Genomic DNA, 13,574 nt, shown 5'->3' with positions numbered 1-13,574 from the left:
ATAAAGTATACACCGCATAAGGTTTCGTGAGTCCCCTGGAGGTCACCATCAACATCACCGGAACAGCCCTGTCGCTCAACGTCGCCGACACCGCCGCCTCCGCCGACTTCGCGAAGCGGCACTTCGGATTCACCGAAGCGATGGCCGACGAAGGATTCGTTTCCCTGCAACACCCCGGCGCGGGACTGAACATCGTCTTCCTGCGCACCGGCCTGGCCAGTTTCAAGCCCGCGTCCATCGCGGGGCCCGCCGGCCGAGGAATGTTGATCGCTTTCGTCGTCGACGACCTCGATGCCGAGTATGCCCGCATCGTCGGCGAGGGCGCCTCGGTGATCACTGCGCCGGAAACCGAACCCTGGGGCGAGCGCTACTGCCAGTTCGCCGACCCCAACGGCATCGTGTGGCAACTCGTGCAGTGGGTCTGACTCCGCTACTCGGCCAATTGGGGCGAAAAGTCGCGCTAAGGCTTCGCCTTGGTCGGGCCGCGCCACAGTGGGCCGCGTGACCGAGTCATCGACACCGTCCCGGTAGTTTCTTCTCGCACTACGATTTGAATATGGTGGGTGCGTCGGCAGGTAGCGTGGCACCTACGGCCCGTGATGGTCAGTAAGGGTGACGTCCTGGTCGAGGTGTCGGAATGCTGGGGAGGTCAGCATGCGAGCGGTTCGGCTCGGATCCTTCGGGGGACCGGATGTATTAGTTTACGAAACAATCGACGACCCCGTTCCCGGTGTCGGTGAAGTTCTGGTTCGGGTCGCTGCGGCGGGAGTGAACTTCGCCGACGTTGTCATTCGCTCAGGTGCTGCACCGATGGCCCTAGCGTTGCCGTTCATTCCTGGGTTCGAAGTGGCAGGCACGGTTGAGGCGGTCGGACCGAACGTTGAATCACACCGGGTCGGCCAACGCGTTGTTGGTAGCACCGTGGGTGGTGGATATGCGGAGTTCGTTGTCCTTCCAGCTGCCTCGGCGTTGTCGATTCCGGCAGCGCTGTCGGATGACGATGCTGCTGCTGTGTTAGCGCAGGGATCGGCAGCAATCGGAATTACCGCCGCAGCGGCCCTTCGCAGCGGGGAAACCGCTCTGATTCATGCTGCCGCGGGCGGAGTCGGCAGCCTGCTGGTGCAATTGGCGAAACATTCGGGCGCGACGGTGATCGGAGCGGTCGGCGGCAAGCACAAAATGGCTGTAGCCGAAAAAATCGGTGCCGACATCGTGGTCGATTACAGCCGATCCGACTGGGCCGAGCAAGTCCGCGCTGCTGTCGGTGGCACTGTCGACGTCGTCTTGGACACCGTTGGTGGCCGCGTGACCGGCCAAGCGCTGTCGCTGGTCACGCCCGTAACCGGACGAATCCTGTTGTGCGGCAACAGTGGGGGCGCTTCGAGCATCGACGCAACCCAGGTAATGTTCGGCAACGCCACCGTTACCGGATATGCGAGCGCCACTGTGCCTCCGCCTCACCGTCGCTCGTATGCAGACAAGGCGCTCGCCCTCGCCTCGGCAGGCATGCTGCGGCCGTTGATCGGCTCGGTGCGGCCGCTCAGCACCGCCGCCAAGGCCCACCAAGCTCTTGAGAATCGCGAAACAACCGGGAAAACGCTACTCAAGCCCAGCTGATACTTGCTTGAACTGCCTTATTGCGGCAGAGCACGAGACACAACCAGATGGTTCCTGATCGGGTCAGGTGAGGTTCGTCCGCGCTCTTCGCAAGCGCGGGATGGAGACGATGCTTCACTGTTTACTTCCCTGGGGAAGTTCGATGATCACGGCACCCAGCCAAGTCCGGCTGCGGATCAGTCGTCGTCCTCGGGGCGTCGGGATCGCGCAACGGCCGGTGGCCGCCGAGTTCGGACAGATGGAAGCCGTAGTGACCCTCGAACCGATATGGCGGCGCCCGAACGCCGAGAGCCGGGTTGACCGGCGCCGTGTTCGCTACCGCCATCGCCTCAGCACAGGTAATGCTGATCGACGTGCCGGAACAGGTCACGGGTCAACGCGTCCGCGCCCCGGTGAAACCACCGGCGCCAGGACGACATTCATCGCCTGCGAGCACAGCACCGCCGCAACCGACACCCCGAGGTTCGCCGCCCGTGCGCCGGTGCAAGCGACGTGGGTGAACGATTCGGCGAACTCCGGTTCCCACGCCATTCCCGACAGCAGATGTGCGCGGGTCACGCCACTTCGAGGAGTGCTCGGCGAAGTCGATGTGCCGCATCATCGCCGGAAGGAGCACCCGCACCGCCCCGGCGGTGCGAACATTCGGGCTGTCGCCTGTCGCCCACGCCTGATCAGCGATCCACGCCACCAGCTCACCCTCTATATCGGCGAACTCGATCAGCCCGTACCGGCGGATGATCTTGTCCTGATGGCTGTACCGGGTCTGCCTGCGGTCCAGATACAACTTCACACACCACCGATCATCGATGCCCAGCTGCTCGGCCAGATAGTCCACCACATTCGCCGGCACCTCCAGCGGATCCGGCAGGAACATCCCCGGGTAGCGGACCGTCACGAGCTGGACGGAGAACCCCAATCGATTGCTGTCGCGGCGCCGCTCGGCAATCAACTCCCGGCCCTGTTCGTCGAGATGGAAGAACCGCTCCAACTCGGCCCGCGTCAACACCCCCGAACTGGCCGTACCCGGCACCACACCCTCATCACGCACAGCCGCTCATGAAACCAGCGCCACGACACCACTCAGCAACCACCCCAATCAGCCCCACCGGACAGACTTAGCGCGACTTTGCGCACCACTGGACCCCACATGCGTACTCGGGAACACGAATCCACCGCATGTCGCGCCGTTCGCAACATGCGGTGGACTTTTCGTTGCGGCATGCACGAGGGAAGTGTCCGTGAAATTGGCCGCTTCGAAATCGGATCTCGACAAGTCCGCGCTCGACAGATCGGAACGACTGAGATCGACACCTGCCAAGTGTCCGTGCCGCAGGTCGATCGACGGAAGGACTGAGGATGTCAGTCCGGTTCTCAGGTGTGACCAGCGAGATAGTCGCGACAGACGAGGCACGCTCGTTTCAGGCGGAGCAACTCCGCGAGCGTCGGCCCACCAACTCGATCGAAGCGACAACTCCTCGATTACTACTTTCCGGACGAACATTTCACTCCGCAAATCTGCGAGGTCTTGGGGTGGACGACCACAGTTATACCGTCGGATTACGTCGATGGCGGTTTGCGCTTCGCTATCGTTTCCTGAGGACACCCAGTCGTCCGCGAGCGAGAGCATTCCGTAGATTCCAGCCATGCGGACAGCAGGGGAGGTGTGTCCCAGCTGTTCTGAACATGCAGAGTACCGCTCTGCTCTCAGGCGATCCCGGTCGTGGCCTCTCATCTCTTCATGATGAGAGATATCGACCTGACGGTTCAGGGCTGCGCTTCTGAAGGCGAGCACGGCCGCCGTGACGACACCTCCCCCGGCGACTACCGTTGCGAGCGGCTGAGCCAACTCGATCATGAATCCCCCTCTTAAACTGATTGTGACAGAACATATTACCCAAGTTCGGTGAGCGAGACCGGCGCCCACACCGGCCACCGGATCACCCCCACCGGAGCCCCCGATGCGAACCTCGCAATCACCGCCGGGGTACCAGACGCCGTGTCGTACACGGTTGCCTGATCGGCGCGACCGATCGCGTCGACGACCAGCGGCCACAACCGCCGATACCGCGACCGGATCTTGTCCTCCGGCACCGAATGCCCACCCGATTCGACCCGATGCGCCACACGCCGCACCGACATCGCCTCCGGCACCAACATCACATGCAGCACGACCGTGAACCCGGCAGCCTGCGCCCGGTCGATCAGCTCGAGCTTCGACGGGTGGGAGAACACCGTCTCGGCGATGAACGACCGCCGCTGCCCGAGCAGTCGATCGCGCGCCGCAGCCGCCAATTGTGCCGCCTCGTACGACATTTCCTCCGCCCGGTCAGGCCAGCGTTGCCGCGCGATCACATCCGCGTTGACGAACACACTGCGCGGCAGCAGGGGAGCGAGGGTCAATTCGACGAACGTCGACTTACCGGCCCCGTTCGGGCCGACGATCAGGTCCAGACGCCTCATTCAGTGTCGAGAACCCGCGTCGTGCCGTCGGGGTGCTGCTCGACCAGCCGGCCCTCGGCGTCGAGCACGACGGTGGTGACGCCGCGCGCAGCGAGGACTCCGGTGTAGTCGGCGCCGGCAAGATCGTCGGCGATGCGGGCGTCGATCTCGGCGTTGAACAGCCGACCTTCGGCGGGGGTGAGCTCGGCGGTGGGGCGGGTGCCGGCGAGGGCGTCCCGTACGCGATGCAGCGATGCGGTTTCGTGGGCCGTCATGGCTCGGCCGATACGCGCCCAGTATTCGAGTTGCTGGCGACCCGTGCGATTCTGCCGGCCGCCCTCGGCAATGGCGCTGTCGACGAGCTCGGCGTCGAAGCGGGTGACCTTGTCGGTATACGAGGGCATCACGACCTCCATGTGTAGCAGACTGCTACTCATCGTAGCGGAGTGCTACAACCCGCGCATCCTCCCGTGCTGCACATGTGGCGAACCGGAAGGCTGCGGCGGGGGAGCAGGTCAGCGCTGGAGTGGACTGTAGAACACCAATCCGTTGCCCTTATTGTCGTACACCACGGCGCGGCGTTCGTGCGCGTCGTCGTACGGGTCCTTCACGATGCCCCCGCCGGCCTCTTCGATCGCCTTCGCGGCGGCGTCCACGTCGTCGGTCTTGATGCCGACGACGACCTGACCGTGGATCGGATGGTCGACGTCGGTGGCGAGTGCGAGGGTGACGCCGCCGCCGTCGAGGGCCGCGAAATGCGTGCCGTCGCGAAACTTCAGGCCCATACCCAGGGTGTCGCTGTAGAACTTGATCGACTCGTCGAGATCGTCGGTCGACAGCACGATCATCTTCACTTCATGGCTCAACATTGCCTCCTCGAACGAAAGTTGCCTCAGCGTAACCCGTTCCGAGTCCGATCGGTCAGGGCCGATGGTCACCCATCGTCGGCACTCCGCCGCACTCCGCGCTCTCCGAGGCTGCGGCGACGGAGGTGCACCCCAGCGCGCCTAGAATGTGATGTACATCATTATTCCGAGGAGGTGTGCAATGACCACACCTGACATGGAGGAAATCGACCAAGGCAAGCTGGAGCAGGCACTCGGGCAGCTGGTCATCGACATGGGCGCCGCGCTGAACAGTGCATTGGTCCTGATCGGCCTCGACCTGGGGTTCTGGGAAGCGCTCGACGGCAACGGCCCGACGACTCCCGAAGCGCTGGCAGAACACAGCGGCGTGCGTGAACGCTATGTGCGGGAATGGTTGTCGGCGCAAGCCGCAAGTGGGTACCTCATGCACGATGTGAGCACCGGGACCTTCACGCTCGCGCCGGAGCAGGCGATGGCCTTCGCCCGCATCGACAGCCCGGTCTATCTGGCTGGTGGCTACCATCTGATCAGTGCGGTCTTCAAAGACAGGGAAAGGATCACCGAACGAATTCGTCAGGGCCGAGGATTCGGCTGGCACGAACACGACACCGAGTTGTTCACCGGAACCGAGCAGTTCTTCCGGCCGGGCTATCGCGCCAATCTGGTCGACCAGTGGCTCCCTGCACTGAATGGCGTCGTCGACACACTCACGGCAGGCGCCGAGGTAGCCGACATCGGATGTGGGCACGGCGTCTCCACGACACTCATCGCGCAGGCTTTCCCGAACTCGACGGTGCACGGCTTCGACTATCACGACGGATCCATCACCCGGGCGCGAGCACTGGCGGCCGAGCAGGGCATCGACAACGTGGACTTCGCTGTCGCATCGGCGGCGGACTATCCGGGCCATGACTACGCCCTGGTGTGCTATTTCGACTGCCTGCACGACATGGGCGACCCGGTCGGTGCACTGGCTCATGCACGCGAGACGTTGGCCGACGACGGCACCGTGATGCTCGTCGAGCCGTATGCGCACGACGATCTCGCCGAGAATCTCAATCCGGTCGGGCGGATGTACTACGCGGCCTCGACGGTGCTGTGCACGCCGTCGTCGCTCGCTCAGCCGGTGGGGCTTCGGCCTCGGCGCACAGGCCGGTGAACGGCGTCTCGCCGCGGTAGCAGCGGAAGCAGGGTTCCGTAGCTTCCGCCGGGCCACCGAAACGCCGTTCAACCTGGTGCTGGAGGCGCGTTCCTGAGGCGCTACCGTCCACCTCTCAAAACGTCACGTGACGTTTTGAGAGGTGGAGAAGCGGTGCCGGGGAGTGAATGGGGAGCCGGCGGACCGGGTCGCGGCGGAGAGCCCACGCAGACCGGGCACCGGCAGTCAGGTGTGCCGGTCACGGAAACGGACATGCGCTCGATGAGACGGGCTCGGAGTGATCCCGCAGAGGCCGACCCGAAAACCGGGTGACCGCCGATCGACGACAGCAAGGCCGAACCACGCGACGACGTGCACGGCACGGTTCGTCGCACCGATGCGGCACACACCGATGCAGGCTGGGAACGCCCGATAGTGCGACAAAACCGCAGGTCGCAATACTGGCAACGAGACGTATTGCAGTGAGACGAGTTGCCGTTGAGATCTGCTCCTGATCCGCGGTGGTTCGGACGGGTGTCAGGGCGAACCGATGGTCAGGTCGATTGTGCATCGTCGATAGCTGCGATGTATTCGGCGTAGCCGGCCGACGAGGCAGCAGCGTGCCGTTCGATCGTGGCCGGGTGATAGCCCAGGGTCTCGGCGATGATCGCCACGGGTGCGAGTCTGCTGAGTTGCTCGAGGGTACCGAGCCGGGCAGCACGCGCACTGAAGGTTCTTCTGAGTCGGTCTCGTGCAGTCGCGGAATCGAGGTGCCGACCGGGAGTGTAACCGCGAAATACCCAGTTGCTGTGGGGATGTGCGGCCGTCTGGTCGTGACGGGGATTGACGGTGAGATCACGCCACGGTTGGTCGAGCGGTGTGGGCAACGCAATCTCGAGGTCGGCGAGTCGAATGGTGACCTGCTCCTCGGTGATGGTGACATCGTCCCAGCGGAGCTGGACGATGTTCTCGATCTGTTGGGCGAAGACGAGGACCAGGATGGCCAGAGCACGATCGCGGGACGACAGTTCGTCGGTGTGGACCGCCACCTGTAGTGCATGATCCTGTTCGGCGGCGCTGAGACGTCGGCTGGTGCCGCGGCGATGCTTGGGCACGGTCAACTCCGGTGTGGCCAGTCGGCTCGCGATGGCCCAACCGAGAAAACGGTCGACGATCAGCCGGGTCGTGGAGCCGGTAGCGATCCAGTGATCGAGATGGCCTTGCCGCAGGTCGCCAAGTCCGAGGCCTTCGTTACTGAGCCAGTTGACGAAGTCGATCGCGACGGTCACGGTCTGCTTACTGCGCAAGAAGGCACCGTGTGAGACCGTCTCGCTCTGGTTCATGCGGCGCAGCACATGCCACCGGACATAACGGTCGATGATCTCGCGCATCGCCGGCTGGTGGACGCGGTTGAGAGCTTCGGTCGTCCACTGTCGGTATCGGATCCGGATCTCGTCACGCGGGGGCAGGACACCGTACTCGACGAGCAGTGCCCGAACGTAGTCACGTGTGCGTGAGGCAGGCAGCGCATCGAGGCTGCCGTGGGTGATCGTCGGTGCGGTCGACAGACCCTCGAGGAACGCGGTGACGTGGCGTTGCCGGATCCAGGTGATCCCACTGTTGGGTCGCGCCATGGCCTTCAACGCCACTGCGACCGGTGCCAGCTCCGCGACGATCGTTCCGGATTGCGGGTCGGTGAGCAGGTCATCGACCAGGCTGGCGAGTTCGCAGCGTTGGCAGCGGCCGCCGCGGTAGAGTTCGTCCTCGACGCCACAAACCCGGCAATCGAGGTTCAGAGCGATCCCGGAGCACCGGCGACACACCGGATGGCCGTCGAGAACCCCGGGGAGCACCCCGGTGTGGCCGCAGCCGCAGGTGCCGCGGGTGCGTTTGGCCTGCTGGTAGCAGTAGTTGCAGATCGGGCCGTCGGGCCAGTTCGCGGCGATCGGGTAATGCCCGCGACACCGGGTGCACGGGATCGGCCACGCGTCGGGGTCGCTGGGTTTGCGTGGTCTAACCATCGTCGTCCGGGGCGATCACGCGGATGCGCCGGGCGATCCGCGGCTCCGTTGTGACACCGAAGTTTTCGGGCCTCCGGGGTGCGTCGGCGGTCTTCGCGGCCCGCATTTCGACGAACGGTTCGAACAGATCGTTCGGTGTGCAGTCGAGAATGTCGCACAAGGCGGCGAAGGTGCGGGCCGGGATCCGTTCCGGGGTCGCGGTCACCAACCGGTGGACCTGTGCGTTGGATAGGTTGATACCCCGCGATTTGAGCAGGGGGATCAGCTCGGTGGTCTTCCACAAATTGCGTTGGGCCATGAGCTGACGCAGATTCCACCTGTAGCCGATTCGGCGCTGCTCACTCATGAGCCGGTCCCATCCTCTGTTCCGATGCCACGGAGTCGAGTGGCGATAATCCGCTGCACGGTCTTCTGCTTGAAGTCCGTGGACACCGAGGTATACAGCGCGGTGGTCGACGAATACCCGTGGCCGACCTGCTGCTGGACGAACAACGGGTCATAGCCGGCCTCGATCAGATGCGTGACGTAGGAATGGCGCAGCGCGTGCAAGGTGAGCTCGCCGGGCAGGCCGGCACGGTCGCGGGCGTGGCGGAACGCCCGATCGAAGTTGCGCACCCCCGACCCGTCGGCGCGTTCGGACGGCCACAGCAGCCTGGAGCGATCCGCGGTGGGGAACCGCTCCCGGCCCTGCGGCGACAACCAGAATTCGAGCAACGGCACCACCCACTCGAACTCGGGCACCGTCAGCACGGTGCGCCGACGCGGGCCGGAACCACTCGTACCCTTGGCCCACCGCACCTGCACGGCGCCGAACCTGCGGTAGTGCGCTACATGCGGGTTGGGACCGAAATCGACGTACTCGAGCATCGCCAACTCACGTCGTCGGAGCCCGTAGGCGTAGGCCACCTTGAACGCAATCGAGTCCCGCAGTGCTGGCAGCCACCGTTTCGATCGCTTGGCGAACTCATCGTCGACGAAGTCGTCCACCACATCGAAAAACCGCTGCAGCTCCGTTCGGGTGAGGCTGCGACGGCCGGGTGTGACCGCGTCGTCGGTCGCGTGACGGGGCGCATTCCATTCGAAGACAACCTGCGCCGGAATCTGACCGAATACCTTCTCGCAGAACGGTATCCATCCGTATCGAGGTTCGGTCACATAGCAACAGAACGTCCGGATCGACCCGGCGTTCGACCGCAATGTCGACAGCGCCAGTCGACGTTGTCCACTGCGCCGGTCGGCCATGAACTCGTCGAAGTGGTGGGGGGACCACGTCCAGGGATATTCGTTCGTATGCTGCTGGAAACGCCCGACCAGCCGACATGACGCCTCGATGTGCGCCACTGTCAACCCGCGGGCCAGCTGTTGCGCTCGCCAGCCGTCCAGCATCGCCTCGAAGGCACGATCCTCGGCGCGCAGCAAGCCGACGGTCTGATCACTCAAGAAGGCGGGAATTCTCCCCGGGACCACGTCCACACCCTGGGACCCTACGCGAGAATCTCTCATCAAATGAGAGAAACGGCCTCGGACCTGCACACCAACCACCCGGCCGCCATCCCGACACGTCAAGCACGCCTCAGCGGAACCCCGTCATCACTTGCAGGAACGGTTGTCATGGCATGGTGGGATGAGTAGTTGCATCTGTTTGAACTCGTCCTGGTTTTTTGCCGATAATCTACATTATGTCAAGTAGTTGGAATCCGGGCCTACCCGATGGGGTGCTCGGGGCGGGTTCTGCTGATGTGGGTGACGTTGTGGGATGGTTTCGGCTCTGCAGATGAAGGCCCGCTGGTCCGCCCTGCTCGGCGGACTCGCTCCGGTCTCACGGTCCGCATCGGCACCGGTGCCGCCTGCGCGCGGTCGTCGGCGTGGGTGTCACCGGCGTGTCCGTTTCCTGCCGTCGCGGCGTCACACAATGTCGGCTCGATGGCCACGTGTCGATGCGCGGAATGCGCGCTACCCGGTGTCGTCACACGGAGTCGGCGACCCCCCCACTGCAGCGTCCGACTCCCCGCTCGAGTTGATCTTGATGGATAATCACCATTATCCACGAAATCTATTGGTCTACAGGGGCTTTGCACGCTCAACTTCACGCCGTCAGGCAACGGAGCACGCCGAGGCGGCAACGCCATGTGGTCTCCGAGCCGTCGTGACCGCGGCGCCTTCGGGTACCGCGCCAGGATTCGACTCCCGTCCCACCGACGGGCGACAGTGACTACCGGTCCTCAGCCCCCTGTCGGCGCAGTCGTCCGAGCCTGGGCCACCACTCCCCTGCGTGCGCCCCTGCTACCGGGCTGTGACAGCGCCTGACCGGTGCCGTAGGAAAATAGTCGGATGGACTTGACCTTGATCGCGATCATCGGTGTCGCAAGCATCGTCTCGGTCGCGGCCTTCTCGAAACGACTCGGGTTGGCCGCTCCCCTGATGCTTGTGGTCTTCGGAACAATATTGAGCTTCGTACCGGGCGTACCCGACGTCGATATCGAACCCGAACTGATCCTGGCCGGGATTCTGCCTCCACTGCTGTACTCGGCGGCGGTCACCATGCCCGCACAGGACTTCCGCCGAAACTTCAAGGCCATCAGCGGACTCGCCGTCCTGCTGGTGATCGTCACGACCGCAGGCGCGGGCGTGCTGTTCCACCTTCTGATTCCCGACCTCGGGTGGGCCGTATGCTTCGCCCTCGGAGCCATCGTCAGCCCACCCGACGCGGTCGCTGCCACCGCAGTCGGACGGAAGCTCGGTCTGCCGTCACGCCTACTGACCGTGCTCGAAGGTGAAGGGCTCGTCAACGATGCCTCCGCCCTGGTTCTGCTGCGATCCGCGATCGCTGCGATGGCAGGCGCTGTGTCGCTCTGGCAGGTCGCGGGCGACTTCCTCCTCTCAGTGGTGGTCGCAACCGTGATCGGCATCGTCGTCGGAATCGTCAACGTCCGTGTGCGTGCCTGGTTCGAGGACTCCGTGCTCAACACCGCGGTCTCGTTCGTGATCCCGTTCGTCGCGTTCGTTCCGACCGAGCACCTCGGTGCGTCCGGTGTCCTCGCGGTAGTCGTGGCCGGTGTCGTCACCGGCCACCTCGGTCCCAGGTATCTGCGCGCAGAAGACCGCATCACCGAGGAAACGAACTGGCGCACCGTCGCATTTCTCCTCGAGTCCGCAATCTTCCTCATCATGGGCTTGAGTCTCGAACACCTCCTCGATGAGGTCCAGGACGCCGGCCTGCCCACCGGCCACGGCCTGCTGATCGGTCTCGTCGCGACCGTGTTCGTCATCGCAGTCCGCATGCTGTTCGTGGTCCCCCTCGTCGCCGTGCTCAAACGTGACGAGCGTAAGGCCGCAGAAATCCGTCCCCTGCTCGAACGCCGGAGAGAACGGCTGGCACAGCACCCGGACGAGTCCGGCCTGCACCCGCGCCGCCGGGCAATGGTCACGCGCCGCTTCGACCGTGCCAGCGCCGACATGGACTTTCTCGTCACCGAGACTCTCGGCTGGCGCAGCGGCGTAGTGCTCGCGTGGTCGGGCATGCGTGGGGCCATCACCCTCGCAGCCGCCCAGTCCTTACCCCACGACACGCCGTACCGGGCCGAACTGGTACTGATCGCCTTCGTCGTTGCCGTGACCACCTTGCTCCTGCAAGGACTGACTCTGCCGATGGTCATCCGCTGGGTGAAGGTGCCCGGCGATGACCCAGCGCGTCTTCGCGACGAGTACGGCCGTCTGCTCAGCGAACTGGCATACTCCGGGGAGCAGGCCCTCGCGGCCGGCGCCGCCGATGCCGATCCGGAAGTGCTCGATCGGGTGCGCAGCGACAGCCTGATCGGCAAACGCGAATCGCTCGGCACCACACCCGATCCGGTCCGTGACACACGCCGTGAAGAGTACCTCCGGCTACGGCTGCTCACCATCGAGGCGGAACGTCGAGCCCTCCTCGCCGTCCGCGACCGCGGGACCTACAGTTCGCAAACTCTCAACGCGGCGCAGCGTCGCCTCGATATCGAAGAGACCCGGTTGCAGATCGTCGGCGAACACGACTGAACCGGTCGAGCCATGTGTGTAGTGGGAGGCGGTCGGGGCTGTCATGCCCCGTTCCCTGCTGTGGGCACGGCATTTCGGTACTGTGCAGCACACCGAACCCACGAGTCTCTCTATCTCAGGACGGCCGACGATGACTGCTGGAGTGTGGCTGACGCCCGGACAACTGTCCGAGCGTTCCGGTGTTGCGGTCTCGACGCTGCACTACTACGAGTCGCGTGGATTGATCGACAGTCGCCGCACGTCCGGTAATCAGCGTCGCTATCGGCGTGACACGTTGCGGAGGGTGGCGTTCATCCGGATCGCGCAGGGCGTGGGAGTGTCGCTGGAGGACATCAAGAAGGCACTCGACTCGCTTCCCGACAGTAGAGTGCCGACCGCGGAGGATTGGGCGCGCCTGTCGTTGATGTGGCACGACGAGCTGACCCGCCGTATCGAGGCGTTGACCGAGCTGCGTGACGATTTCTCAGGATGCATCGGGTGCGGATGCCTGAGCTTGAAGAGCTGCCCGTTGGCGAACCCGGGGGACGTGCTCGCCAAGGAAGGTCCGGGCCCTCGACGGCTTCCGGTGCGGGGCGACTGAACCGTCACCGAAGGTGTCGCCGTGAGCGCCCTACCGCGGCATCCGCCGCCACACCGCGCGCGGCAGCAACCGCATCCCGAAGAACACCGGCCGCAGCACCGCCGGCACCCACACCTCACCGCGACCACGCTGCAATGCCCGCACCGTCGCGTCCGCCACCTGCGGCGCGGTGCTCGAGAACGGTGCAGGACTCATTCCCTCGGTCATCCGGCCGATCACGAAGCCGGGCCGCACCACCAGCAGCGACACACCGCTGCCGTGCAGCGCGTCGGCCAAACCGGACGCGAACCCGTCCAATCCGGCTTTCGCCGACCCGTACACATAGTTCGCGCGGCGCACCCGCCACCCGGCGACCGACGAGAACACCACGATGCGCCCGCTGCCCTGCGCACGCATCCGCTGCGCCAGCACCGTGAGCAGCCCAACCTGAGCGACATAGTCGGTGTGCACGACCGCGACCGCGTGCGCGGGATCGGTTTCGGCGCGGGCCTGGTCCCCGAGGATCCCGAAGGCGAGCACCGCCACGTCGATCGGGCCGTGCGCAGCGCTGATCGAGTCGAGCACGGCAGTGTGGGTGTCGAGTACATCGGCGTCGAACTCGACGGTGTGCACCTCCGCCGCCCCGGCCGCCCACACCTGCGCAACCGGACTGACGAGGTCGTGGGCGCGGCGCGCGGCCAGCACCACGATGCGTCCCGGCGCCAATCGGGCGGCGATCTCGACGCCGATTTCGCTGCGTCCGCCGAACACGACGATGGGGCCTGTCGCCGCAGAACCGGCTGTGGTGTTGCTCATGATGCCAGTGTGCCGCGCGGCTCCCTCCGAAACGAGTCGGGGCCATGTCATAGGGTGCCGACGGCACACTTCGGCCGACCCACTCC

General features: G+C 64.8%; 14 protein-coding genes. 5 read left to right on the top strand and 9 right to left on the bottom strand.

Annotated elements, in window-relative coordinates; genetic code table 11:
* The first annotated feature begins 47 nt into the window (after positions 1-47).
* Together ACSYG9_RS23800 and ACSYG9_RS23795 are read left to right on the top strand one after the other, a co-directional pair.
* Positions 48-425: a VOC family protein gene (locus ACSYG9_RS23800; RefSeq protein WP_440127779.1), complete on the top strand. Its 378-nt coding sequence runs from the start codon at positions 48-50 to the stop codon at positions 423-425.
* A gap of 229 nt (positions 426-654) precedes the next feature.
* Positions 655-1,617, top strand: coding sequence for a quinone oxidoreductase family protein (locus ACSYG9_RS23795; RefSeq protein WP_454840218.1), 963 nt, complete (start codon positions 655-657; stop codon positions 1,615-1,617).
* A gap of 373 nt (positions 1,618-1,990) precedes the next feature.
* On the opposite strand, the gene ACSYG9_RS23790 is transcribed toward ACSYG9_RS23795, so the two are convergent.
* The 5 genes from ACSYG9_RS23790 to ACSYG9_RS23770 form a co-directional block, all read right to left on the bottom strand.
* Positions 1,991-2,665 carry a DUF4158 domain-containing protein gene (locus tag ACSYG9_RS23790; protein ID WP_454840216.1) on the bottom strand — a complete coding sequence of 225 codons (675 nt, stop codon included), beginning with the start codon at positions 2,663-2,665 and terminating at the stop codon, positions 1,991-1,993.
* Positions 2,666-2,713: 48 nt separating this feature from the next.
* The gene (locus ACSYG9_RS23785; RefSeq protein WP_440127778.1) at positions 2,714-3,118 is read right to left on the bottom strand and encodes a pentapeptide repeat-containing protein; all 405 of its coding nucleotides are present in this window, start codon (positions 3,116-3,118) and stop codon (positions 2,714-2,716) included.
* A 389-nt stretch (positions 3,119-3,507) separates the two neighbouring features.
* The gene (locus tag ACSYG9_RS23780; protein WP_440124783.1) at positions 3,508-4,077 is read right to left on the bottom strand and encodes a zeta toxin family protein; all 570 of its coding nucleotides are present in this window, start codon (positions 4,075-4,077) and stop codon (positions 3,508-3,510) included.
* On the bottom strand, positions 4,074-4,460 hold the full coding sequence (locus ACSYG9_RS23775; RefSeq protein ID WP_440124782.1) for a TA system antitoxin ParD family protein: 387 nt from the start codon (positions 4,458-4,460) through the stop codon (positions 4,074-4,076). The genes ACSYG9_RS23780 and ACSYG9_RS23775 overlap by 4 nt, the downstream gene beginning before the upstream one ends.
* Before the next feature lie 111 nt (positions 4,461-4,571).
* Positions 4,572-4,925 (bottom strand): VOC family protein, encoded by a 354-nt coding sequence (locus ACSYG9_RS23770; protein ID WP_440124781.1) that lies wholly within the window; start codon positions 4,923-4,925, stop codon positions 4,572-4,574.
* Between the two features lie 178 nt (positions 4,926-5,103).
* On the opposite strand from ACSYG9_RS23770, the gene ACSYG9_RS23765 reads away from it, so the two are divergent.
* The gene (locus tag ACSYG9_RS23765; RefSeq protein ID WP_454840213.1) at positions 5,104-6,081 is read left to right on the top strand and encodes a class I SAM-dependent methyltransferase; all 978 of its coding nucleotides are present in this window, start codon (positions 5,104-5,106) and stop codon (positions 6,079-6,081) included.
* Positions 6,082-6,614: 533 nt separating this feature from the next.
* Here ACSYG9_RS23765 and ACSYG9_RS23760 read toward each other — a convergent pair.
* Genes ACSYG9_RS23760 through ACSYG9_RS23750 form a run of 3 tightly spaced genes read right to left on the bottom strand, consistent with a single transcriptional unit; the run spans position 6,615 to position 9,584 of the window.
* Entirely contained in the window at positions 6,615-8,081 is a 1,467-nt protein-coding gene (locus tag ACSYG9_RS23760) for a Fis family transcriptional regulator (protein WP_454839453.1), read from the bottom strand.
* Entirely contained in the window at positions 8,074-8,427 is a 354-nt protein-coding gene (locus tag ACSYG9_RS23755) for a helix-turn-helix domain-containing protein (RefSeq protein ID WP_054806697.1), read from the bottom strand. The genes ACSYG9_RS23760 and ACSYG9_RS23755 overlap by 8 nt, the downstream gene beginning before the upstream one ends.
* Positions 8,424-9,584 (bottom strand): tyrosine-type recombinase/integrase, encoded by a 1,161-nt coding sequence (locus ACSYG9_RS23750; protein WP_440126680.1) that lies wholly within the window; start codon positions 9,582-9,584, stop codon positions 8,424-8,426. Before ACSYG9_RS23750 ends, ACSYG9_RS23755 begins: the two co-directional genes overlap by 4 nt.
* A gap of 828 nt (positions 9,585-10,412) precedes the next feature.
* On the opposite strand from ACSYG9_RS23750, the gene ACSYG9_RS23745 reads away from it, so the two are divergent.
* Both ACSYG9_RS23745 and soxR read left to right on the top strand, forming a co-directional pair.
* Positions 10,413-12,113: a cation:proton antiporter domain-containing protein gene (locus tag ACSYG9_RS23745; protein ID WP_440124779.1), complete on the top strand. Its 1,701-nt coding sequence runs from the start codon at positions 10,413-10,415 to the stop codon at positions 12,111-12,113.
* Positions 12,114-12,243: 130 nt separating this feature from the next.
* The gene (soxR, locus tag ACSYG9_RS23740) at positions 12,244-12,693 is read left to right on the top strand and encodes a redox-sensitive transcriptional activator SoxR (protein ID WP_169690209.1); all 450 of its coding nucleotides are present in this window, start codon (positions 12,244-12,246) and stop codon (positions 12,691-12,693) included.
* 30 nt (positions 12,694-12,723) lie between these two features.
* Here soxR and ACSYG9_RS23735 read toward each other — a convergent pair whose 3' ends face one another.
* Positions 12,724-13,488, bottom strand: a complete 765-nt coding sequence (locus tag ACSYG9_RS23735) for an SDR family NAD(P)-dependent oxidoreductase (RefSeq protein WP_454840211.1) — start codon at positions 13,486-13,488, stop codon at positions 12,724-12,726.
* Between the last annotated feature and the right edge of the window lie 86 nt (positions 13,489-13,574).

Source organism: Rhodococcus sp. SJ-2 (genome assembly GCF_053750035.1).
This window is presented reverse-complemented; position numbering and strand designations above follow the sequence as displayed.